The organism is Colwellia sp. SU-HH00943 (assembly GCF_057546125.1).
In genome coordinates, this window is the sequence record NZ_BAAJLW010000004.1 from 448,476 (window position 1) to 472,640 (window position 24,165).

Genomic DNA, 24,165 nt, shown 5'->3' on the forward strand with positions numbered 1-24,165 from the left:
ATGCTAAACCAACAAAGAAATACACAGCTAGAATACACCCAAGAAGATAGAAGAACATCAGTTAATAGCTATGATAATAATTGGGATAAATTAACCCTAAGTCAGCAGTTTTCACTTTCAAGCTTAGGTCAATTTGGTTACATGTTAACTTATGTACGTATCATTGACGGTGAGCCACTTGCCATATTAGAGCTGAACAACAAACTTGCAACAATCAATGCTGAGGGGATGATTAATATTAAACCCAACATAGCTTTAAGGCATTAGTAAAAAGCAATAAAAGGAGAGACTTCACTCTCCTTTTTGTTATTTCCAAAGCTGAATAATCAAGTTATCCTCAGACACCCTAAACACTATTTATATTAATACAAAGTAATTTCCTCACCTGTGATTTCCTCGAGCATAATTAAAGAAACACATTTTATAGCCTGCATACATAACCAACAAAACAGCCTATAATTTTTTACTGAATATTTATCGACTTAATTCAATGGTAATAACAAGATGACGCCACAAGAACAGTATATGCAGGACTTTATGCGGGTTTTCGACACATTAGATCGTTGGGGCCCAGGAGATGAAAGTGAAACCTTAAAGGCATTGTCTTGTATTACAACAAAACCTGAAAATATTTTAGAAATTGGTTGTGGTAAAGGTTTAGCAACAACAGTACTCGCTAAACACTTAACAGCACAAATAACAGCCGTTGATACTGAGCCATCAGCACTAACGAGCCTAAAACAAAAGCTAAAAGATGAGTCATTAACAAACCATATTGAGCTCCTGTGTGCAAATATGAGCGAGTTACCTTTTAACAAAGCAGCCTTTGATCTTATTTGGTCTGAAGCTTCCGCCTACATAATGGGAGTAGAAAATGCCTTGTCAAAATGGCAGCCACTACTGAAGGAGCAAGGTATTTTAGTCTTTAGTGATTTAGTCTTATTAACACCTGAGCCAAGTATTGCGGTAAAGACCTTTTGGCAAAAAGAGTACCCTGATATCCAAACAGTAAAAACTAGGCGTAAACAAATTTCATCTGCTGGCTACGAGATAATATCTGACTTCACTATTAAACAGTCTTCTTGGGATAACTACTATCTACCTTTAAAAGAAAGGATCGTCGAGCTAAAACCTATTATGAAAGACTCTTCAGCACTGCAAGATATTAGCAAAGAAGTTGAATTTTACTTGAACTATAAAGCGGAATTTGGCTACCAAATGTTTATTTTAAGAAATGCTCAATTAAGTGATTAAACACAACGCAATAACTTTACAATATTTTTATCCGAACTTTTATCTTTACATTTTCCTTAATCCACAAAAAAGCCCCTATAAACTTAACATTAAATAGAGGCTCTACATTTAACTTATGATAGTAATTAATAAAGAAAAACTATTATTTTCTTATTTAATTAACTTAACAAATAATACTCTTTAGTAAGGGCTAAAACGGAATATCGTCATCAAAATCAATTGAAGGCTCTTGTGGGTTTACCTTAGGTGCGGGTTGTTGACCTTGTTGAGCATAGCCGCCTTGTTGTGGTGCTTGCTGTGCAAAACCACCTTGCTGCTGTTGTGGGGCCTGTTGAGCATAACCACTTTGTTGCGGTGGCTTGTTATAAGCTTGCTGCGGAGCTTGTTGTCCTTGCTGAGCGTAACCACCTTGTTGTGGTGCTTGCTGAGCTTGTGGTGCAAATCCACCTTGCTGTTGAGGTGCTGGTTGCTGTTGCCCTTGGAATCCACCTTGTGAGCCACCCTTGCCATCTAACATTTGCATAACGCCGTTAAAGCCTTGCAGTACAATTTCAGTCGTATACTGATCTTGACCTTGTTGGTTAGTCCACTTACGTGTTTGTAATTGTCCTTCAAGATAAACTTTAGAGCCTTTTTTCAGATATTCGCCCGCTATTTCAGCTAGTTTGCCGAACATAACAACACGATGCCATTCAGTTTTCTCTTTCTGTTCACCCGTTTGCTTATCTTTCCATGTATCTGATGTTGCAACAGTAATATTAGCTACTGCACCACCATTTGGCATAAAACGTACTTCAGGATCTTTACCTAAGTTACCAACAATAATTACTTTATTTACACCTGCCATGAAAAATCCTATTGAATATGCATAGCTAAAATAACCATAAAACAGGTTACTTTAGCGTTTTAAAAAATTTAGTAAGAGAGCAATTCTATAGGGAGAATCGATTAAATTCGAGCGCTTTTTGCAATAAACAGTTAATTATTTTTAGCTAATTGATTTTTAAAACGTTAGCTAAAAATAAAATACTTACTTTACGTATAAATGCTTCAAGAATTCGGCACGTATATGATCAGGGATTTTCTCAGATTTTTGTGCTTTATAGTCAAAATGCACCATAGCAGCAACGCCTGAAACACGTTTTTCATTCTGCTGCCACAGTTCTTGGTAAACATCAAATGAAGCACCGCCGATTCGACTTATATAGGTTCGAATTTCTATCGCTTGCCCATAGAACAATTGACCATGATAGTTAACTTCAATTTTCGCAATAATTAAATGCCAGTCATTAGGGTTTAGATCAGGCGTAAACAATTTAAAAATCGGCTCTCTGGCCCCTTCAAACCAATTTGGTACTACAGTATTATTAATATGCCCTAACGCATCGGTATCACTAAAACGCGGCATTAAAGACTGAGTAAACATAAAAAATCTCTTCTACACTTATCAACGGATACTCGTTATATTAACCTTTGCTACTACATAGTTCAGCCTTTATTCACCTCTACTGTTAAGAGTTTATTTATGAGAAAAATATTTATATTAGTTAATGTTCTTATTTGTTTAATAAGTCTACCTGTCACATCATTTGCCAAAGGTGATAAAGCAGCCCCTGATAGAGAGATTGGTGAAGGCCCCTATAAACGCTTAATTTTACGTGGTGGTACAATAATTTCTGGTGAAGGGGCTCCAGCACGTGGTCCTATGGATATCGTGATAGAGGATGATCGCATCACCCAAATCGTAAACGTCGGCAACCCTGGCGTGCCTATCATTTCCAAAAAGCGTCCTATTGCTAGAAAAGGTGATAAGGAAATAAATATTGAAGGACAGTATGTCCTGCCTGGATTTATTGATATGCATGGTCATATTGGCGGTAGCGCTGATAACATCCCTGCCGAATATGTTTTTAAGTTATGGTTAGCGCACGGCATCACCACTGTGCGGGAGCCAGGCAGTTTTAACGGCATTCCTTGGGTTATTGACCATGTTAAACGTAGTGAGAAAAATACCATTGCCGCACCACGTATCATTCCATACTTCGCTTTTGGTTTAGGCTCAGAGAAAGAGATAACTACCCCAAAACAAGCTCAAAACTGGGTTAAATCTATTGCTAAAAAGGGCGCTAAAGGTATTAAGTTTTTTGGTGCACCACCTGAAATAATGAAAGCCGCGCTTACCGAAGCTAAAAAGCAAAACTTGGGCAGTATGATGCATCATGCTCAACTTAACGTCACAGATATGAACGTTATTGACTCAGCCCGATTAGGCTTAAACACCATGGAACATTGGTACGGTTTACCTGAAGCATTATTTGAGCATCAACACATTCAAAATTATTCACCTGAATATAATTACAATAACGAACAAGACAGATTTGGTGAAGCAGGTCGTTTATGGCTGCAAGCCGCTAAACAAGGCAGTGAAAAATGGCTACAAGTACGTGATGAATTATTAGCGCTAGACTTTACCATAAATCCTACCCTGACCGTTTACGAAGCAAGTCGAGATTTAATGCGTGATATGAATGCTGATTGGCATAAAGATTATACGCTTCCTACGTTATGGGATTTCTTCCAACCCAATCGCTATGCACATGGCTCATATTGGTTTGATTGGACAACAGACGATGAAATAGCTTGGAAGAAAAACTATCAACTCTGGATGAGTTTTCTAAACGATTACAAAAACAATGGTGGCCGTGTCACCGCGGGTTCAGATTCTGGCTATATTTTCAAAATTTATGGTTTTAGTTATATTCGGGAATTAGAGCTATTACGCGAAGCGGGTTTTAATGCCTTAGAAGTCATTCAAGCTGCCACTATCAATGGTGCTGAAGCGCTAGGCATGGCAGATGAAATTGGCTCTATACGCATAGGCAAAAAAGCCGACTTAGTGGTGATTAATGAAAATCCATTACGTAATTTAAAAGTGCTTTATGGTACTGGTCACTTCCGCCTCAGCGACGATAATAAACCAACACGTGTAGGTGGCGTCAATTACACGATAAAAGATGGTATCGTTTACGATGCTAAAGCGCTGTTAAGTGACGTAAGAGAAATAGTAAAAAGCGCTAAAAAGCCATAACAAACTCTGATTTAAGCGCTATAGTTAACTATAGCGCTTAGCAATTAATGGGGGTTTATTATAGTAAATCGCAGTAACATTTCTCCTACAGCCCATCTCTTTGCGTTACTTGTTTTTCTGACAAGTTGCATATCTAGTCTCACCTACGCTCAACAAACAGAAAAACAGTGCCTTGAGCCGTCACAAAAAGTGACCTTTAAACCGCAAACCATTTTTGATGAATCCGAAAAAGGCATTATCTTTTTACACCGTTGGGCCAATGCAATTCATATCGATACAAAAGTCATTACCCTTGAAAATGAGTCAGCATTCTTTTTAGAAAAATGTCATAAAAATCATGCTGACTTAGCCGAAATTGAGCGCCACTTGCGCAGCAGAAAATATCTTCGCGATGCCAAAGTAACAGGCGATGAAATGTTGGAAAACATTACAATTACTACTTGGGATAATTGGTCGCTATTACCTACTATCAGCTTTGGCCGTCAAGGGGGAGAAAGTAAATACAGCTTTGGCATTAAAGAGCGCAACCTGCTTGGTTTAGGAATTGATGCTGAGCTAGAGTCGTACAAAAATTCACAACGTACTGGCTATAAAGTTAAAACAACTATTCCAATTTTCTCTAAAAAAAATATTGATGTTAGACTACGATTTGCAGATAACGACGACGGCACTCAAAAGTCTGCTTACCTACAAAAGCACTTTGCTGGTTTTCATACGAAAAAAGCCTACACTATAGGCTTTGATGAAGAAACACGTGACGACACAATATTTCAAAACGGCAGTGAACAAGCCATTTACCGCCATGAAATAAGTTACAAAACACTCAATTATGCATGGTTAAGTTTTAATAATGATGAAAGCTTATTAAGGTATTACCTTGGTATTACCCAAGATTATGACAACTTCTCGACAGCCAAAGAGCCATTAAATCATTACCCTGATCAAACCTTACCCCAAGACAGAGAGTTTCTTTACCCTTGGGTTGGCGTTGATTATTTGCAAAAAGATTTCAAAAAGCTCACCAACATTCACCTGATCACCCAAATTGAAGATTTCAACCATGGCTGGCAATTTAACGGCAAACTCGGTGTAGGCGATGGCAGCAAAGATAAAGCAGCATGGGCATTATTTAACGCAAACATTAGTAAAGGATTTGAACTACATAGCGATGCTTTACTGTTAATGAATCTAAACTTTGAGGGAGATATTTACCAAGAAAATCAACAACGATTGTTAATGACACTTAACAGTGAATACTTTTATCGATTCACTAAATCATGGGGTTTTTACTTAAATAATATTAATGTTATCAGCCATAACCAATATTTAGATCAACCCGTCACTATTGGTGGCGATACGGGGTTGCGTGGTTTTCCTTTGCAATATCAACATGGTGAACACAGCGTTAAGATCACCAGTGAAATTCGCTATTACCCTGAAATTAATTTATTCAAATTATTCGACCTTGCTGGTGCGGCATTTTTTGATAGCGGCAGAACATTTGGTGAGCCTTTAATGGCGAACATCGAAAATAGCTGGCTATACTCGGTAGGTGTTGGTGCAAGATTTTACTCGCCTCATTCTAGCGGTAATCATCAAGTTATCCATGTCGATTTTGCTTTTCCACAGTCAGATAACCCTGATATCAATAAATTTGAAATCAGAGTTGAAGCTAAAAAATCTTTTTAAGCCGGCTAAAGTAAGCGTTTTAAAATGCGATCTATTTGAGCAAAACGAATTCTTTTCAATAATTTTTGTGGTTTTTCAGGATAGTCACTAATAGCATCAAGCTCATCATAGTGAGTTATTTGCTTCGTATGCGCCATTATTGCGATTAACTCTGGCGCTACTTTTGTCATTAACGACTTAGATGGATTATCAAGTAAAATACCGTTTTCTAAATCCAATGACCAAGCACGTGGATTTAAATTACTGCCCGTTAATAAATGATAACGCTCATCACTGATGATACCTTTTAAATGAAAGCTATGGTGTTCATGTTGCCATAAATGCACAGTCAACAAACCTTTATCTACAAACTGCTGGTAGCGTTTAACAAAGCGCTTTAAGAGCATTTCATAAATATAAGGCACTATGCCGATAGTGCTAAAAGATTCTTCATCAGCGATATAAAAATCATTCGCCGTTTTATCACCTACCACCAAGGTAATATGTACACCACGCTTTAAAGCGTTGACAACATCACGAGCTAGAACTGGCGGTAAATTAAAGTACGGAGTGAATATCATTAACTGTTGTTGGCTTAGTTTAATGGTTTTTCGAATCACTTTATTTAAGTGATTTTTCCTGCGTCCACAACCAATTAAAGGGGTCAATGAAATAGGATCAGAAATAACCGATGACGCTTTATCTTTAGCCGCCAAATTCACCGGATAACTTGATGTCTTCACTAACGATTTTAAAGCAACAATATTACGTTTTTGCTTAGCTGGGCTTGGCAATTCATGCTCATTAAGTAAAGGAGCTAACTGAGAATTTACAAAAGTCGTCGATAAATACTGGCAAAAGCTATTTGTAAGCACTTCAGACTTTATTTGATAGTATCGATCTAATCGATATTTATCAGCTTGCTGCATATAAACATTATTAATACTTGCACCAGTATAAAACAGTACATCATCAAAAATCATGCCCTTTAAATGCAAAACGCCAAACAATTCTTTGCGTTTAACACCTATACCGTAAATACCAATTTTTTGCTGATATTTTTCTGCTAATGCGAGGTATAAAGCACGATTACCTAAACTTTCTTTTTCACCAATTAACCCTCGTTGTCCTCGATGAAAGTCGACAAATATTTTGATGTCTAAATCAGGGAAATCCGCTTTAGCTTGATACAAAGCATGCAAAATTTCTCTGCCTGCTTCGTCATCTTGCAAATAAAGTACGGTGATATAAATACGGCGACGGGCATTAGCAATTAATGACAATACTTGTTGCTTATATTGCTTGGGGGTCGAATAAACCTCGATATCACTATTGCTAACAATTAAATTATGCATTTCAAAAGTCAAAGTAAAAATCTTAACTATTAATATATTTGCAGCAGTATACGTCAGTTTTTACTTTTCTAAAGAAAATTTTATTAATTGTTGCGATAACTTATCAACCAGTTGCTATTACAGCTCACCTGATTGACCTCCCCCTTGAACGCCTTGCCTAAAATCACTAGCTCACCTTGCAAAGAAATATTTTAAATTGCCATGGCTAATTCTGCCGCTTGGCGAATAGCCCGCTTAGCATCCAATTCAGCCGCTACATTGGCGCCACCAATTAGATGCACTTTCATACCGCCGGCTTCAAGCATCGCTTGTAAATCACGGTTTGGCTCTTGCCCTGCACAGATAATGACATTATCCACCGCGAGCATTTGTGTTTTTCCATCAACCTCAATCAATAAGCCGTCATCGGTAATTGATTTATAAGTCACACCAGGGATCATCTTAACGCCATGCTTGGTTAGATTAGCTCTATGTACCCAACCTGACGTTTTCCCTAGCCCCTTACCAACTTTAGTCTTTTTGCGTTGTAATAAGGTGATTTGACGCTTAGTTTCAACTTGCTCAAAGAGCTTGTCAGTTTTTAAAGCACCAGACTCTTGATAAGATTTATCAACTCCCCAATTTTTGAGCCAAGCTTCAGCATTAGTGGTGAGGGATTCTCCTGATTCAGCAAGATAGGCTGACACATCAAAACCAATACCACCGGCTCCAATCACTGCAACTTTTTCACCTACAGGAACTTTATCGCGCAATACCTCAAGGTAAGTTAATACTTTAGTGTGATTAATACCGTCAATATCAAGTTGTCTAGGCTTGATACCTGTCGCTAAAATAACCTCATCAAAACCTGCAGCTAACAAGCTTTCTGCACTTTGTTCACTGTTTAAATGTACCTTGATGTTATGTAAAGCAAGTTGCTTATTAAAGTAGCGTAAAGTTTCATAAAACTCTTCTTTACCCGGCACTTGTTTAGCAACATTAAACTGACCACCAATTTCACTACCTTTATCAAATAGCTCAACCTGATGCCCTCGTTCACTGGCATAAACACTAAAAGCCAATCCTGCAGGGCCAGCGCCGATTACCGCCAATTTCTTATTAGCTTTTGAAGGTTCAAAGTTAAGTTCAGTTTCATAACATGCTCTTGGATTCACCAAACAAGAAGCCCGTTTTTGCTGAAAAACATGATCTAAACAGGCTTGATTACAGCCAATACAGGTGTTAATTTCATCTGACTTATTGGCAGCTGCTTTATTCACAAAGTCAGCATCCGCTAAGAACGGGCGAGCCATTGAGACCATATCCGCTTGTCCCGATGATAATATTTCTTCCGCCACTTCAGGGGTATTAATTCGATTCGTGGTGATGAGCGGCACCGACACTTCTTTTTTCATTCGCTCGGTAACCCAAGTAAATGCGGCTCTTGGTACTGAAGTGACTATAGTTGGCACCCGAGCTTCATGCCAGCCTATACCGGTATTAATTAATGTTGCGCCAGCTTTCTCTACCGCTTTTGCCATGGTTACTACATCTTGCCAACTATTCCCCCCTTCCACTAAATCCAACATAGATAAGCGGAAAATAATGATAAAATGTTCACCTGCTTTTTCTCGTACGGCTTTAATCGTTTCAATCGCTAAACGCATTCTGTTTTCAATACTACCACCCCATTCATCATCACGTTGATTGGTGCGAAGACAAGCAAACTGATTAATTAAATATCCTTCACTGCCCATTATTTCAACGCCATCATAACCCGCTTTTGCTGCTAGTTTTGCTGCATGAGCATAGTCATTAATAGTCGATAAAATTTGTCTTTGAGACATTGCTTTTGGGGTAAATGGTGAAATTGGTGATTTGATTTTACTCGGTGCAACGCTAAAAGGATGATAGGCATAACGGCCAGTATGTAATAACTGTAAACATATTTTTGTGGGATATTTATGCACGGCTGCTGTGACTTGTTTATGTTTACTCACATGCCAAAAATGTGAGAGTTCACTGCCAAACGGGGCAATTCTACCGCGTTTGTTTGGACTAACACCACCGGTAACAATTAAACCAACACCACCTTTTGCGCGTTCTTCATAGAAAGCGGCAAGTTTAGCAAAGCCGCCTTTTTCTTCTTCTAAGCCAGTATGCATTGAGCCCATCAAAGTGCGATTAGCAAGTTGTGTAAACCCTAAATCTAATGGCGCCAATAAATGTGGGTAGGCACTTTCAGTGTTGTTATCAGTCATGTTTGCTCTCATCTATCTTAAATGGTCTAACCAGTTATGATAATTTACTCACCTTTAATCAATATTACAAGTTAATTTTGACACCTGTCAGATTAAATAAAAACTTATACGGAATAATCATTAATAGTAGTAGAATCTTCAACAATGCTAAGACAATATCCCACATTAAAATGAACACAGAGCTTATTAATAAAAATACATTAGTTGAATTAATTATCGGTAAACTAAAACAGGAATTAGCTCAAGCAGTTAGCGCAGCTAATGAAGCCCATGCGGCGGCCGTTGACGATGAGAGCGTTGCTGAAACGCAATACGACACCTTAGCGATTGAAGCAAGTTATCTGGCTGAAGGCCAATCAAGAAGGGTGCAAGAATTACAAGCGGCAATTAATCATTATCAGCATTTAAATGTCGGCGAATTTAATGAAGACAAACCGATAGATTTAACCGCTTTAGTGCAGTTAGAAGCTGATCAGCAAAATAATCATTGGTTTTTTATTGGCCCTGCGGCAGGAGGGTTTCGTTGCCAAATATCAACTCAACATATCACGGTGATCACCCCGCAATCACCGATGGGATTGGCACTGATAGGTAAATATCAAGATGATGATATAAAAGTAATGCTGGGGAAAAACCAACTTGAAGATTATATAATACTTATCCGGTGAGCAAACTGTAGGCATACAACTGTCAGGTTTATTTACATTTTATTAACAAACACACTCTGTATAAAAAATAAGCACATATAATTCAATAACTTTGATTTTATGGAATAAATTTTGCCTGTATTTGTGCGAATTAAATTCACATAAAACAAAGGAACTGATTATTATGAATAAACTAAGAACATTGCTTACCCTAGTGCTTTTACTCTCTCCATTAGGCGCTAATGCAACATTAATCACCAATGTCGATCTTATTGACGCTAATCGTTTTGAAATATCTATGAGTGGCACTATTGAAGGGCCAACACCTCACGGTGCTACTTGGCTTTTTATTTTGTTAAATCCCTCTGCTGATCCTACAACCTGTGGTAGTAACATATGTACTGCTCTTTATGAGTCAGGAAACCTGCAAGAAAGTGGTGGTAATCACCCAAATAATCAATGGGTAGCTGATTATTTGGGCGGCCCACATATTCAATTTAATTGGGGTAACTATCTTTCTCCAGGAAATACAATTTCAGGCTCCAGTATTTATTCAATTTCTACGGGCCATGGAATGACAATGAGTGATTTGGTCGACGCTAAAGTATATTGGGGATTTGACCCACTTATAAACAACGGCGTATTCCAAGGCACCTTAACTGCAAACGGGATTATTGGTGATGAAGTCGACGCATCAATACCAGAGCCATCGACATTAGCTATTTTTGCAATAGGTGTAATAACTTTATTATCACGTCGATTAAAAAAACACGCTTAAATTATTAAGTGTTATAACTACAAAGGGCTTTAACAGAGATTACTCTCAATAAAGCCCTTTTCGATCTCTTACTTCAAATACTGATGAATCAATGTCATATCAAGTGTTATTAATGGCATTGCACACTTGCTGAGGTAACTTGATTATCGACAAAGTAAATATCACTTATTGATAATATCAAATCGTCTGATGTTGATAAGGAAATAGGCGATACAAGCTTCTCTAATTGAACTCCATCACTTTCAAAACAATTAAGCGCAACTGAAAGATCATGCCATTGCCCTTTAGGTAGTTGAGACAAATGTTTAGCTATATCAATACTTTTCTTACAGCGCGGTTGCTCATCACCCATGTTTTTACATTCCATTGACAATTGAACATCATTCGTAATGTCACTATCTACTTTTAAATTTATCACTAATGCTGAAGACGCTACAGGTGTCAGTGTACGTTCCATAGTATTACCTTCAATTAAAGAGAATTTAACCCCTGCATTGCTATCACCCGTTGTCGTTAACCTAAAAGCATCCTCTTGCACCACTTTATCTGTAGTTCGATAAGACACACCAGCTAATGAAGCTGCGTTAGACTCAATAGCTAACTCTTGATTATTCGAGGTTAACATCATCTGCCATGGTTGCATGACCTTGCCAGCAAAAACCTTCAATGTGCCAGAATCACTTGTCACTACATCAAACGTTTCTGATAAATCATCAGCCAGTAAGTTGTCATCTGAGTAGCTCAAACCAAACCCATAAGGTAATAGGGGCTGATAGTCTTGATCAAATCGATTCACAACTTGCATTGGCGATTTAGGCCATGAGAAAGATAACTTACCGACGAAATCATTCTGTACATCACCATTTTCAGTGGTAAGTAAGACCTCTGCAATGGCTTTTCCTTCTGAGCCCGGTAGCCAAGCTGCCACAAAAGCATCACTGGCGTTTAGCTCAGCATTAACCCACATTGGACGTCCACTGATAAATACTGAAACAACTGGAATACCTTGCGCTTTGAACTTTTTCAATAAGGCTAAATCACGTTTCACACCTGCTTGATAAGCTAGATTTTCTCTATCGCCCTGACCTTCAGCGTATGGCTCTTCACCAAATACAACAATAGCAACATCAGGTTTTTGCGTATAATCGCCTTGCTCACTCAATGCTATGACACCACCCGCAGCGTTCACTTGCTCTGCAAGGCCATCATAAATTGAACTGCCACCAGGGAAGTCAGTGTTTTGATTATTGGTACCTTGCCAAGTAATTGTCCAACCACCAGATTGTTTACCTATATTATTAGCCGCATCACCCGCCACTAAAATATTCAACTTAGGGGAAAGGGGTAATAAATTAGCTTTATTTTTCAATAGCACTAACGATTCTCTTACCGCTTGTCTAGCTACCGAGCGGTGTGCTTCACTGCCTATTAACTCTGTTTTTCCAGAAAACTGACGTTTAGCTGGGCTAGGCTTTTCAAATAAACCTGCGCGAATTTTCACTCGTAAAATACGGCTTACTGCATCATCAATACGTGCTTGAGAAATTTCTCCACGCTCAACTTGTGCAATGGTATTTTCATACAAAGGTTTCCATGCATCAGTGGGGACCATAAAAATATCTAACCCCGCATTAACCGATTGCGGACAGCTTTCATTCGTACAACCTTTAACTTGCCCATGACCATTCCAATCACCAACAACAAAGCCATCAAAACCCATTTTTTCTTTTAACACTGTAGTAAGTAAATACTCATTGCCATGATTCTTTTTACCATGCCAGCTATTAAAAGAGGCCATTACTGATTGTGAGCCTGCCGCTAAACCACTCACATATCCTTGAGCATGAAGCGCAAATAAGTCTTGCTCTGTATCTAAATTGTTACCTTGATCATCGCCGTTAACCGTACCACCGTCACCCAAAAAATGTTTAACTGTACTTATCACACGATTATCCGCTAAAAAGTCTTCCCCTGCTTTACCTTGTAACCCATGCACAATAGCTTTTGCATAGCTTTTCACAATTTCAGGATCTTCAGAATATCCTTCATAAGTTCGCCCCCAACGATCATCTCTCACCGTGGCAACAGTTGGTGCAAACACCCAATCAATACCTGTTACCATCACTTCTGTAGCGGTAATTTGGGCAATTTTTTCAATCAATTCTGGGTTGTTTGCCGCTCCTAAACCTATGTTGTGCGGAAATAGAGTTGCGCCAATAACATTATTGTGACCATGTACCGCATCCGTTCCCCACATAGTTGGAATAGTGCTGCCATCGAGACTGTCATCAATCGAGGCTTGATACATTTGCTCGGCTAAATTAATCCAATCTTGCGGGGTTGAGTGTTTATTGTTATTTGGAAAAGCACCGCCACCATTGAGGTATGATCCAAAACCATATTTACGCATATCCTCTGGGGTGATATCACGAATTTCAGGCTGTATCATTTGCGCAACTTTTTGCGCTAAGGTCATGGTTGACATTATTTCTTTAATCTTTAGCTCAACTTCAGCCTCTTTTTTGACATCAAAGTTTAAGGCAGGCCAAGTATCCGCCATCGCTTTATCAAGTTGTGAAGTTGTTTCTGAATTTTCATCTGTACGGTTTTCAGACTGCATACAGCCAAACATCGCGATGGGTAAAAGTAGCACTGATAGTGCTTTTACTGAATTGTTTAAGTATTTCATTATGATCTCGCTTCTAAACAGTCCGTTGGTAACCTGCTACCTTTAATGCCATAAAAAGCGATATATAAGTAACAAAATAAAGGTAATATAAAGGCTAGTTGAACACCCAGCCAATCGGCTAAAACACCTTGTAATAAAGGCACTATAGCGCCGCCCACTATAGCTAAACATAAAATACCAGCACCTTGACTGGTATGCTTCCCAAGGCCGTTCAACGCTAAGCTGAAAATGGTTGGAAACATAATAGAGTTACACAAGCCGACGAGAAGAATACTCCACATAGCTAAACTGCCCGAGCTCACAACAGCAATGCTAATAAGTACAACGGCCATAATTGCATTGAAACCTAACACTTTTCCAGCATCAAACTTTTGCATAACAGCCGCACCAATAAAACGTCCAACCATAGCGCCACCCCAAAAATAAGTTAAGTACTTCGCCGCATCTGATTCAGCTAACCCTGCAATATGTTCTTCACCTATAAAGTTAACTAAAAAACTGCCAATGGAAACCTCTGCGCCTACGTAAACAAATATTCCCAAAGCCCCTAAAACTAAATGACTATATTGCCAAGCTGAGCCCTCAATAACTTCATCTTCCTTAGGCTCAGCACTGGCTATTTTAGGTAACTTTAATACCGCAAAAATTGCCGCTAATATTAGTAACATTGCTGTTAACGCTAAGTACGGCATTTTTACGCTGTCTGCTGAAGCCGATGCAGACATTGAATGAGCAGCTTCATTAAGAATAAATAATGCACCTAGATATGGGGCCACAGTTGTGCCTAAAGCATTAAAAGCTTGAGTTAAGGTGAGCCTTGATGATGCTGTTTCACTTGAACCTAACAAGGTCACATAGGGATTTGCCGACACTTGTAATACCGTAATACCACTAGCTAAAACAAAAAGTGCCGCAAGAAAAAAGTTATAGCTATGATAACTTGCTGCCGGATAAAACATTAAACAGCCTAGTGCTGAAACCACCAAACCAATAACGATACCCTTTTGATAAGAGACTTTTTTAACTAAACGCCCAGCAGGTAAAGACACTAAAAAGTAAGCGCCAAAAAAACAAAATTGCACCAACATTGATTGTGTATAAGTTAAGTCAAAAATAGCCTTTAAATGTGGGATCAAAATGTCATTTAAACAGGTAATAAACCCCCACATGAAAAATAATGAAGTCAGTGAAACAAGGGCAAAAGTATTTGCATTATCTTGCTTAGTTCCTTGACTGCTTGGTTGCTCTAAAATAATCGAAGTACCAGCCATGCGGTATACTCCTAGTGTGCTAATTTGGGTAAAACAAAGCATGTGAATGACAAAAAATAATCAAGTCAGCCACATAATCTTAAACGGGAGAAAGTGAATACTTCACAACGCATGAAGTACTCACTTTTAATGCTAAGTATTAAAAACTATAACGACCACCTAAGGTGTAACGAGGGCCATATTGTCGAGCATATAAGAATTGCTCTTCATAACGACCAAACCCTTGCTCTGTTTCATCATTAAGGTTAATGCCCTCAAAGAAAACAGTGAAATTGTCTGTGATGTCGTAGTTAACACTCATGTCTATTTGACCAAACTCTTTGGCAAACTGCGGCGGATTATCCGAAGAGCCTTGTGACTGACCAACACCTATTAAGTATTCATCACGCCATGCATAAGTTAACTTAACTGACAAACCATGCTTCTCGTAAAACAATTGAAGGTTAGCCGAATCACTCAAGCCTGTTAATGGCGTTTGCTGATCTAAACTGTCTACGTCAAACTCAACATCACCATCAACAACCGTTGCATTGACGCCAACACCAAAGCCACTTTCACCAAATACGTGTTGTAATGCGACCTCAAAACCATCCACCGTTTTTTCATCCGGCGCGTTGAACGGTCGAGTAATGTCCCAAATCATCAGCGGATCATCAGCAGTAGGCTCTAAATAACCTTGTTCGTTTAACGCTGAGCCATTCGCTTGAATTTGTGCAAAAATTGCATCGTTAGTAGCCTGATCACCGCGTGCTTCAATATCAGCTACAGCTTGGTTCCAACGAGGACCTAAGTACATATCATGGAAACCATCGATGGTTGTCGACGTAATCTGGCTACCGATGAAATTTTTTACATCCTTTCTGAAGTAACCGACAGAGGCATAACTCGATTCGCCGTAGTAATACTCAATACTGAAATCAAAGTTCGTTGACTCGTAGGGCAGTAAGTTTGTATTCCCTTCACTACCATTTCTTGAGCCAATGCGTGGGCTACCAGACAAGCTTCTGCCACCCGCTAAATTCCCTAAAGGCGCACGAGAGATAGTTTTACCCCAAGAAAGGCGCGTCACTAAATCATCGGTAATATCAACTTTAATATCGACCATAGGCAATAACACATCGTGCTCACCTGTCATTTCAAGAAAGTTATTATCTCCGGGTAAATACTGGGTATGCCATTCACTACCGCCTTGCCACCAAACTTCGGTAGGCACAGGCTGCAATACTTCACTCGTAACATCTGTTTGCTCATACCTAACACCAAGATTCATTTGTACTGGGAAGTCGTAAACATCAAACTCCAATGAACCTTGCAAATAAATACTGGTAGTATCTTCTTTTACTGAACCCGCCGATTGAGTGCCCATATCGTGATAGGCTGTGGTAGCAAAATAATCATCGCCCCCTAGCACTTCATTAGTTAAAAAGGCTTCCGATCTTGCCACCAATTCATCAAAATCAAAGGTGTAATAATAGTGAGGATTTAAATCGCTACCGCCACCGTCAAAAGCATCTAAAAAGTCACTGGTATCATGGCGCGTAAACATACCATCAGGTAGCATGGCGGTAAAATTAGGGTTAAATAAGAAGCCACCAATTAAGCCACTCCATGCACTAGAACCACTCATGGTTTGCTCTGTTCTAGCAATACCAAATTTAATATCCACAAGCGGGATATCAAAAGCATCATTTTCCCAAGTGCCATCAATTTGCACTTGTTCAACTTCTGATTTGCCCGGTGAGTGAATAAACTGACTAAAATGCGAATCAATTTCGCTTGTCGCTAATTCATTAGTACCATTATTCCAAATAATCTCTCCATGAGGAATTTCACCAGTACGGTAATCATAAATTTTGGTATTGAGTTGATCTGACCCTAGCACTAACGAGCCAAAGCTATCCATTCCTTTGTCTTTACCATTATCCGCTTCGTTAGTGGAGTTATGGTAATCAACGCTAAAGTACAAGGTGTCGGTTGCAATCCAATCAATATTGAAACCTATAGACTCTGCATCTACTTCCGTAGTGCCACGGTTGGCACTGAATGATCCATCATTGCCACTGATATCAGCATAAATAACCGTACCATTTTCATCTATTTCATAACCATTGATGTTGCCACCATAATCATTCCACATGCCCCAACCAATAGCATTACTACCTGTTACCGCTTTTGAGGCGGTGTAATCAACAGTAAAGATTAGATCGTCAATTGGCGCATATTGAAAAACTACATAACCATTGGTTCTTTCTCTTTGTATATCAGAAAAACCATAGTTCATGTCTCTTGGAAAGAAGTGATTACCAATTCGATTTCCTTCTTCGTCAAGCGGTCTTGGATCAACCACCATGTCTTCATCAAGGTTATCAGGTAAAGCAACATTGGCTTGCCAGCCTTGAATATTAGCACTTTGCTGTTGAAAATCTCGTCGTTGATGATTAACAGAGAATGAAAAACCTAAGCTTTCATCTGCAAAAGTATTTGAATATAACGCAGAAAACTCTGGCGTTATATCATCACCCGCAACATTTGAACTGTCATGTATCGCCTTAGCAGATACTGACATTTTTTGTCCTGGGCTTGATAAAGGCTTAGTGGTAACAATATTTACTGTTGCCCCTAAACCACCTGTTGGCTTGTCAGCGCGCGCTGTTTTATAAACTTCTAACGCTGAAACGCCATCTGAGGCTAAGTTTTCAAAATTATATGAACGACTATTACCTGTACCTGGCATTTGTCTGCCATTTAAAGTAACAAGGTTAAAGTCTGGACCAAAACCACGGACAGTAATTTGGCTACCTTCACCATTACTACGGCTTACCGATACACCAGTAATACGCTGTAATGATTCCGCTAAATTACTGTCTGGAAATTTACCCATTTCTTCAGATGAAATAGCGTCCACCACACCAGACATATCACGTTTAATATTCATCGCTCGCGTTAAGCTTCCACGAATACCTTGTACTTCAATAACTTCGATTTCTTTTTCATTTGCTTCCAGTGCAGCTTCTTCTGCCATAACACTGGTATTTAAACCTGCAGTAATCGCTGCAGAAATATAAACGGCTAAGCGTTTTTTTGAGAATTTTGAATGTTTCATGATTACCCTACTTTCTTAAATTAGTTTTAATAACGCTGACTACTTAAAGCGAACGTTGTCAATTTGCGCAATAAAGCCGTTCATATTTCCCCATGTTGGGAAAAATGCTAACGGGGTATTCACAATGCTTAAATCTAATACCGAACCATCGTTTGAGACTAAATCTGCTAGCGGAATGCTATAAGATGTCCAAACACCCTGAGCTGGTTTGGCTACGGGGAAATCACCTGAACTACAAGGGTGTACGCAGTCCATTTTAATAATAAAATCTGCAGCGCCATTATCGTTAACAACAAAGATGTCAAACTCAAGCGTACTGTGGCTACTAGCATCAACCGTGTCAGCACTTTGGAAATAAGCTAGGCCTTCATCAGTGTTAAAGGTAAATTGTTTCACAGCGCCATTATCGCCACCAACATCTACGTCTTCGATAGCAATGTCACCACTGGCAGCCCAAAAACCTGCCGCGAAATCAGTGTCTACGTCAGTGAAAACATCGATTTCAGGTACTACAGCTGGCGCGGTAAAACGCACATTATCAATTTGCGCAACAAAGCCATTCATATTTCCCCACGTTGGGAAAAAGGCTAACGGGGTATTTACTATACTTAAATCAAGCGCTGAGCCGTCATTGCCGACTAAATCAGCTAATGGAATACTATAAGATGTCCAAACACCAGCTGCAGGTTTCGCTATAGGGAAGTCGCCCGAACTACAAGGGTGTACACAATCCATTTTAATAATGAAATCTTCTGCACCATTATCATTAACAACAAACACATCAAACTCTAGGCTAGTGAAACCACTAACATCGGTAGTATCCGTGCTTTGAAAGTAACCCAAGCCTTCGTCAGTGTTAAAGGTAAATTGCTTCACTGTGCCGTGTTCGTCACCAATAACAACATCTTCAATAGTAATATCACCACTAGCTGCCCAAAAACCTGCTAGAAAGTCTGTATCAGTATCGATATAAACATCTAATTCAGAAACGGTAGCCGGTGTCGTAAAACGAACATTGTCAATTTGCGCAACAAAGCCATTCATATTTCCCCAAGTCGGGAAAAAGACTAAAGGTGTATTAACCAAGCTTAAATCTAATACTGAACCATCATTACCCACTAAGTCTGCTAACGGTATTTTATACGATGTCCAAACACCTGCCGCCGGCTTAGCAACCGGGAAATCACCTGAGCTACACGGGTTGATACAGTCCATTTTGATAATAAAATCTTCGGCGCCATTATCATTGACGACAAACACATCAAACTCTAGGCTAGTGTAACCACTCACATCGGTTGTATCGTTGCCACTTTGAAAATAAGCAACCGCCTCATCCGTATTAAAGGTAAATTGTTTGGTAATACCGTGATCACCGCCAACATCAACATCTTCAATAGTTACGTCACCATTGGCAGCCCAATGACCTGCAACAAATTCAGTATCGGCATTTTCGAAAACGATTAAATCTGGTAAACCGCCTACAGGTGGTAAAGTCGCTACAGGAGGATTTGGAGCACCACCAATGACTAATCCACCAGTGGGAAATTCTTCACTGGCTTCAATATCGTAACCTGCACGAACTGTTTCACAGCCTCTGCCTGTTTCAAAGTTTTGGCTACATTGATAAACACGTACATAATCGATTTCAAACTTGTTATCCGCATGAAAGGCTGTTTCATCAATGCCTGTTTCATTAACATTTTCTGACCAATCCCCACCTACAGCAAAGTTCAAGATCATGAAGAATTTTCTATCAAATGGTGCACTATCCCAATGCACGGTAAGTTCTCCGGTTACTTGATCATAATATTCAGTGTACCAACCTCTATGCTCTAACGCGGTAACTTCACCTTTACTGTTATAACGAAGTTCAGATTGGCGTTGCGTGGCAAATAAGTAATCATCCATATACCAACGAATTTCACCTTCTTGCCACTCTATGGCGTAAGTATGAAAATCATCAGCTGGATTAACCCCTTCTTGTCGATAAGCTTGACCAGAGTGTGCTTTATTGTTGGTGCTTTCACCGTAATGTAAGGTACCGTAAACATGGTTTTCCGCTGTACCATCATCTCTGGCAACACCCAAGTTGACAGTTTCAAGAATATCTAATTCACCAGAGCGAGGCCAAATACCATATTCACTATCAGTGGGCATCATCCAAAAAGCAGGGTGACTACCTTGACCTGAAGGCAACTTAGCGCGTAATTCCATACGGCCATATTTAAAGTCTGCTTTATATTGAGTGATCATCCGTGCAGAAGTATAAGGCAATGTAGCGCCTTCTTCGGCAGGTAAGGCTACAATATTTAAGATGCCATTTTCTATGTATGAGTTCTCAGCACTATCGGTGTAACACTGCTTCTCATCATTACCGCCTCCCCAACAATTGACTTCATGAGTCCATTTATTGTCATCAATTTTTTCACCATCAAACTCATCACTCCACACTAACTGCCAGTCACTCACCGGTTGTTGCGGGTCAATTTTGCTTGAGTCTGTATTTGTTGCAACATCGCCGCCACATCCGGCAAGTGACATTGCTGAAACCAACACAGCAAGCTGTGTGATTTTGTTCGTCAATTTTTTCATGTTTTGAATCCCAATTACCTGTTTAGGCTTCACTTATGTTTTATAGTTTTTGTACATGAAGTAAAGCAAAGGATAATTAAATAGCTAAACACGCGTTACCTTGTATATAAGCTATCCCCTAGCTTCATAGTGTGTCAGTGACGACAGGGTTACAATTGAAATGCGGCATCAGGTGTCATTAACGCGGCATGCGAATTATTTGTTAAGACAATACGATAAAGCGAAACAAAACCACGTCAACCGGTTATAACTGCTTAGATTCGAGCAACGTTTGGATAGCTGAGCTGAAATTACGGCTGACTTTTAACTGAATATCGTCACCTAATTCCACAATACTTTCACTGTTTCGCAACGCGCGAATACTTTTAATGCAGTTGATATTCACCAAAGTAGACTTATGTATCCGCTTAAAGACTCGCTCATCAAGTTGGGTCTCAAGTTTCTTCATAGTTATACGCACAATATGGGTTTCTTTTTCAGTATGAACACACATATAGTCACCCGCAGCATCAATCCATTTAATGGTATTGACGGGTAAGAAAACTTTTTCGTTATCGCTATTTTTTATGATTAACTCTTGGCAAAAAGAGGTCGGTAGTGGTTTGTCAGATTCAAGCCAGTTTTCTAACTCAGAAATAGAAATACCTGACGTTTCACCAAGGGCATGTAATAACTTAAATTTATCCTTTCCTTTATCAGCTTGTTCATGACTGTGCTTTTGTATTAATCGTTCTACCGTTTTTTTTAAGCGGCCTAAATTAGCCGGCTTTAATACATAATCTATAGCATTTAACTCAAAGGCATCAATGGCATATTCACCATATGCACTAACAAAAACAACCATAGGCAATATATCGGTTTGTAAGGTTTGTACAACTTCAATGCCGTTTAAGCCGGGTAATTGTAAATCTAAAAATAAAACATCAGGGCTGAGCTCTTGGCATAACGCGATTGCTTGATCACCATCACTGCCTTCAGCAATTACATCAATCTCAGGAATTTTTTCCAAGCGTAACCTTAAACCTTCAAGGGCAAGGGGTTCATCATCAACAATAACAGCCGTTAATACTTTTTTATTCATGATAATTTCTCAAAGGGAACAGAAATAGACACTGTGGTACCTTTTAATTGATTTTCAGTAATCTGAATTTCAAAATCGCCATTAAACATAGCATCTAATCGTGCTTTAGTGTTACTCATACCAATGCCAAAGCCAGCACTGACGGCTTCATTTTGTCCATCACCGTTATCTAAAACATCAATAATTAAACGCTCTCCTTGCTTGGCGGCTTTAATGATAATATTGCCACCTACCTTCCTCGGCTCAATGGCGTATTTAATTGAATTCTCCACTAATGGCTGCAATAGCATACTCGGCACTTGGCACGTTAATACTTCAGAACTAATATCAATATCTACCGTTAACCTATCAGCAAAACGTACTTTCTCTATCGATAAATACAGTTCTAATAGCTGTAATTCTTTATCTAAACTGGTCTTGTTTTTAGCGTTATTATCAAGGGAGTAGCGGAAAAATTCACATAATTTGTCCAACATTTCATTGGCAGTTTCATTGTCATTTTTATAAATTAACGTTGAAATAGCATTGATGGTATTAAACATAAAATGTGGATTAAGTTGGTATCGGAGCATTTGCAATTGCGCATCTTTAGCCGACGTTTGGGCTCTCAATAACATTTCATGCTCTTTTTGCAGCTTGGTGTTATATAGCATAATAAAAAAGATAGACGTCCAAGCAAACATGGTGGTGAGAGAAAACAATAGCCAGCCACCAAATTCCAACATGTTCCAGGCATGATTCCATTGCTGTTCGTGTACTATCACTTTAAAAGCACTCAATTTAATCATGTTATAAAGCAAGCCAAGTACGACAGCGAATGAAAAACTTAAGAACAGCATTTTTTTCAGTGGTAAGTGAATAATGCGTCGAATAAACAGCCACTGCGAATAAGATAATAAAAAGCCACTTACCGTTTCAACGATAAGGTTGATTATTTGTCCAGACAAATTAAAGTTTGGATCTACAAATTGCGGCCGGATAATAGCGATAAAGACGAAAAACGCATAGCCGAGCCAACCGGCAATTTGTAACGTCCAAAATTGATGGCTTTGCTTTGAGAATGCTTGCGGCTCTAATTCAAGAGAGCTTTCACTGTGGTATTCTTCCATTATATTAATCATAGCAACCTAAAAGGCAGTTATCACCAGTATTGATTATATTGTGCGTTAGTGTCTATAAAACATTTTTGCGACAAGGCGTGCCAAAGTTGAGACAACTCATTCACATCTAAGTAACGTTACCGCAATGAACCACTTTCACCAACAGCACTAGTGGTTGTGTAATATCCACAATACTTATGTTCAATTTAGACGATTTATTCTATAGTTAAAAAACTGACGTTGTTTTTATCTGAGCTATTTTGAAATTGAAAATACGCATTAACAGCGTTTTCAACAATGTAGAAATAAAAAACGAGTACACTCAATTTGTAGAGGAAACCGCCATGATAAAATCAATATCTCCCTTATTGATACTTATCCGCGCAATATATATTACTGCAGTAATAGTAATACTGTTATCTAGTAAGAGCTGGGCTAAAGACATTATCATCATGAATGAAGGTGAGTCTAATGAAATAGATAAACGCACCGAACATAAAACTGAAGTCGTATTACGTGCCCTCGACTTAACCATACCTGAATTTGGTCCCTACGAATTTACCACTCTAAAAAACTCAATGAACCGCAAAAGAGCCCTTCCAGAAATAGTTCGCGGCACTAACATCAATATTTATGTTTCTGCTGCCACTGATGAGTGGGATAAAAAAACCATCGCGATTAAAATCCCTATTAGACGAGGCTTGTTAAATTATCGCTTACTGTTAATACACAAAGATGTTGCCGAGCAATTTGCCCAAGTCAAAACCCTCGAAGATTTAAAGCTATTTACAGCTGGACTTAGAAATGGTTGGGCCACAACAGATGTTTTTGAAAAGCATGATATGAAAATGCAAAAAATACAAAATTTCGAAGGTTTATTCCCTTTACTCAATAACCATAGATTTGACTATATCCCCCGTGGTAGCTACGAGATTTTTGATGAACTAGAAGCTCGTAAACATTATTTAGACAATATAATTATTGAACCTACCCTCGCCCTACACCTACCAATGCCAACCTATGTTTATGTCTCACCAACAGCTCCTCGTATTGCACAGCGGATAGAAACTGGTTTGAAGCTCATGATAAAAAGTGGTGAATTAGAGCAAATATTAAATAAATATTATGCTGATGATATCCAACGAGCCAAACTTAATGAAAGAAGATTGATTAAAATGGATAACCCTAATTATTCTGATAGCTCCTTGTTAAATAATAAAACGCTATGGTTTCAACTTGACTAAATAGCAATATATCTCAAATTTACTGCAAGACAACTTCATATACGCTATACCAACG

General features: G+C 38.8%; 17 protein-coding genes. 7 read left to right on the plus strand and 10 right to left on the minus strand.

All coding sequences use genetic code 11. The annotated features are described in order from the left end of the window. Positions 1–267: a hypothetical protein gene (locus AC27GZ_RS13490; protein ID WP_487095755.1), complete on the plus strand. Its 267-nt coding sequence runs from the start codon at positions 1–3 to the stop codon at positions 265–267. A gap of 237 nt (positions 268–504) precedes the next feature. After that, positions 505–1,254 carry a class I SAM-dependent methyltransferase gene (locus AC27GZ_RS13495; RefSeq protein WP_487095756.1) on the plus strand — a complete coding sequence of 250 codons (750 nt, stop codon included), beginning with the start codon at positions 505–507 and terminating at the stop codon, positions 1,252–1,254. 190 nt (positions 1,255–1,444) lie between these two features. On the opposite strand, the gene ssb is transcribed toward AC27GZ_RS13495, so the two are convergent. Then, positions 1,445–2,101 carry a single-stranded DNA-binding protein gene (ssb, locus tag AC27GZ_RS13500; RefSeq protein ID WP_487095758.1) on the minus strand — a complete coding sequence of 219 codons (657 nt, stop codon included), beginning with the start codon at positions 2,099–2,101 and terminating at the stop codon, positions 1,445–1,447. A gap of 183 nt (positions 2,102–2,284) precedes the next feature. Continuing rightward, positions 2,285–2,680, minus strand: coding sequence for an acyl-CoA thioesterase (locus AC27GZ_RS13505; RefSeq protein ID WP_487095759.1), 396 nt, complete (start codon positions 2,678–2,680; stop codon positions 2,285–2,287). Between the two features lie 99 nt (positions 2,681–2,779). Between AC27GZ_RS13505 and AC27GZ_RS13510 the strand changes: the two genes are divergently transcribed. Both AC27GZ_RS13510 and AC27GZ_RS13515 read left to right on the plus strand, forming a co-directional pair. Further along, positions 2,780–4,342 carry an amidohydrolase family protein gene (locus tag AC27GZ_RS13510; protein WP_487095760.1) on the plus strand — a complete coding sequence of 521 codons (1,563 nt, stop codon included), beginning with the start codon at positions 2,780–2,782 and terminating at the stop codon, positions 4,340–4,342. Positions 4,343–4,531: 189 nt separating this feature from the next. After that, positions 4,532–6,031, plus strand: a complete 1,500-nt coding sequence (locus AC27GZ_RS13515) for a hypothetical protein (protein ID WP_487095761.1) — start codon at positions 4,532–4,534, stop codon at positions 6,029–6,031. A gap of 5 nt (positions 6,032–6,036) precedes the next feature. On the opposite strand, the gene pssA is transcribed toward AC27GZ_RS13515, so the two are convergent. Together pssA and AC27GZ_RS13525 are read right to left on the minus strand one after the other, a co-directional pair. Next, positions 6,037–7,377, minus strand: a complete 1,341-nt coding sequence (pssA, locus tag AC27GZ_RS13520; RefSeq protein ID WP_487095762.1) for a CDP-diacylglycerol--serine O-phosphatidyltransferase — start codon at positions 7,375–7,377, stop codon at positions 6,037–6,039. 179 nt (positions 7,378–7,556) lie between these two features. Next, positions 7,557–9,605, minus strand: coding sequence for an oxidoreductase (locus AC27GZ_RS13525; protein ID WP_487095763.1), 2,049 nt, complete (start codon positions 9,603–9,605; stop codon positions 7,557–7,559). Between the two features lie 170 nt (positions 9,606–9,775). Between AC27GZ_RS13525 and AC27GZ_RS13530 the strand changes: the two genes are divergently transcribed. Both AC27GZ_RS13530 and AC27GZ_RS13535 read left to right on the plus strand, forming a co-directional pair. Continuing rightward, positions 9,776–10,273: a hypothetical protein gene (locus tag AC27GZ_RS13530; protein ID WP_487095764.1), complete on the plus strand. Its 498-nt coding sequence runs from the start codon at positions 9,776–9,778 to the stop codon at positions 10,271–10,273. A gap of 163 nt (positions 10,274–10,436) precedes the next feature. Beyond that, positions 10,437–11,030, plus strand: coding sequence for a PEP-CTERM sorting domain-containing protein (locus AC27GZ_RS13535; RefSeq protein ID WP_487095766.1), 594 nt, complete (start codon positions 10,437–10,439; stop codon positions 11,028–11,030). A 109-nt stretch (positions 11,031–11,139) separates the two neighbouring features. Here the strand turns inward: AC27GZ_RS13535 and AC27GZ_RS13540 are convergent, their stop codons facing one another. From AC27GZ_RS13540 to AC27GZ_RS13565, 6 genes are all read right to left on the minus strand, one after another. Next, complete coding sequence (locus AC27GZ_RS13540) at positions 11,140–13,719, minus strand: glycoside hydrolase family 3 protein (protein WP_487095767.1); 2,580 nt, start codon at positions 13,717–13,719, stop codon at positions 11,140–11,142. Beyond that, on the minus strand, positions 13,719–14,990 hold the full coding sequence (locus AC27GZ_RS13545) for a sugar MFS transporter (RefSeq protein WP_487095768.1): 1,272 nt from the start codon (positions 14,988–14,990) through the stop codon (positions 13,719–13,721). The genes AC27GZ_RS13540 and AC27GZ_RS13545 overlap by 1 nt, the downstream gene beginning before the upstream one ends. A 139-nt stretch (positions 14,991–15,129) precedes the next feature. Then, on the minus strand, positions 15,130–18,093 hold the full coding sequence (locus tag AC27GZ_RS13550) for a TonB-dependent receptor (RefSeq protein ID WP_487095769.1): 2,964 nt from the start codon (positions 18,091–18,093) through the stop codon (positions 15,130–15,132). Between the two features lie 39 nt (positions 18,094–18,132). Next, the gene (locus AC27GZ_RS13555) at positions 18,133–20,685 is read right to left on the minus strand and encodes a family 16 glycosylhydrolase (RefSeq protein WP_487095771.1); all 2,553 of its coding nucleotides are present in this window, start codon (positions 20,683–20,685) and stop codon (positions 18,133–18,135) included. Positions 20,686–20,929: 244 nt separating this feature from the next. Then, positions 20,930–21,766, minus strand: a complete 837-nt coding sequence (locus AC27GZ_RS13560; RefSeq protein WP_487095772.1) for a LytR/AlgR family response regulator transcription factor — start codon at positions 21,764–21,766, stop codon at positions 20,930–20,932. Beyond that, on the minus strand, positions 21,763–22,875 hold the full coding sequence (locus AC27GZ_RS13565; protein ID WP_487095773.1) for a sensor histidine kinase: 1,113 nt from the start codon (positions 22,873–22,875) through the stop codon (positions 21,763–21,765). Before AC27GZ_RS13565 ends, AC27GZ_RS13560 begins: the two co-directional genes overlap by 4 nt. A 335-nt stretch (positions 22,876–23,210) precedes the next feature. Here AC27GZ_RS13565 and AC27GZ_RS13570 point away from each other — a divergent pair, with 335 nt between their 5' ends. Continuing rightward, positions 23,211–24,110, plus strand: coding sequence for a hypothetical protein (locus tag AC27GZ_RS13570; protein WP_487095774.1), 900 nt, complete (start codon positions 23,211–23,213; stop codon positions 24,108–24,110). Positions 24,111–24,165: the final 55 nt, after the last annotated feature.

Excerpts from the sequence above, each read along its gene's own strand:
- AC27GZ_RS13490 (WP_487095755.1), top strand. The coding sequence starts at position 1 with ATGCTAAACCAACAAAGAAATACACAGCTAGAATACACCCAAGAAGAT.
- AC27GZ_RS13495 (WP_487095756.1), top strand. The coding sequence starts at position 505 with ATGACGCCACAAGAACAGTATATGCAGGACTTTATGCGGGTTTTCGAC.
- ssb (WP_487095758.1), bottom strand. The coding sequence starts at position 2,101 with ATGGCAGGTGTAAATAAAGTAATTATTGTTGGTAACTTAGGTAAAGAT.
- AC27GZ_RS13505 (WP_487095759.1), bottom strand. The coding sequence starts at position 2,680 with ATGTTTACTCAGTCTTTAATGCCGCGTTTTAGTGATACCGATGCGTTA.
- AC27GZ_RS13510 (WP_487095760.1), top strand. The coding sequence starts at position 2,780 with ATGAGAAAAATATTTATATTAGTTAATGTTCTTATTTGTTTAATAAGT.
- AC27GZ_RS13525 (WP_487095763.1), bottom strand. The coding sequence starts at position 9,605 with ATGACTGATAACAACACTGAAAGTGCCTACCCACATTTATTGGCGCCA.
- AC27GZ_RS13530 (WP_487095764.1), top strand. The coding sequence starts at position 9,776 with ATGAACACAGAGCTTATTAATAAAAATACATTAGTTGAATTAATTATC.
- AC27GZ_RS13535 (WP_487095766.1), top strand. The coding sequence starts at position 10,437 with ATGAATAAACTAAGAACATTGCTTACCCTAGTGCTTTTACTCTCTCCA.
- AC27GZ_RS13540 (WP_487095767.1), bottom strand. The coding sequence starts at position 13,719 with ATGAAATACTTAAACAATTCAGTAAAAGCACTATCAGTGCTACTTTTA.
- AC27GZ_RS13545 (WP_487095768.1), bottom strand. The coding sequence starts at position 14,990 with ATGGCTGGTACTTCGATTATTTTAGAGCAACCAAGCAGTCAAGGAACT.
- AC27GZ_RS13550 (WP_487095769.1), bottom strand. The coding sequence starts at position 18,093 with ATGAAACATTCAAAATTCTCAAAAAAACGCTTAGCCGTTTATATTTCT.
- AC27GZ_RS13555 (WP_487095771.1), bottom strand. The coding sequence starts at position 20,685 with ATGAAAAAATTGACGAACAAAATCACACAGCTTGCTGTGTTGGTTTCA.
- AC27GZ_RS13560 (WP_487095772.1), bottom strand. The coding sequence starts at position 21,766 with ATGAATAAAAAAGTATTAACGGCTGTTATTGTTGATGATGAACCCCTT.
- AC27GZ_RS13565 (WP_487095773.1), bottom strand. The coding sequence starts at position 22,875 with ATGGAAGAATACCACAGTGAAAGCTCTCTTGAATTAGAGCCGCAAGCA.
- AC27GZ_RS13570 (WP_487095774.1), top strand. The coding sequence starts at position 23,211 with ATGATAAAATCAATATCTCCCTTATTGATACTTATCCGCGCAATATAT.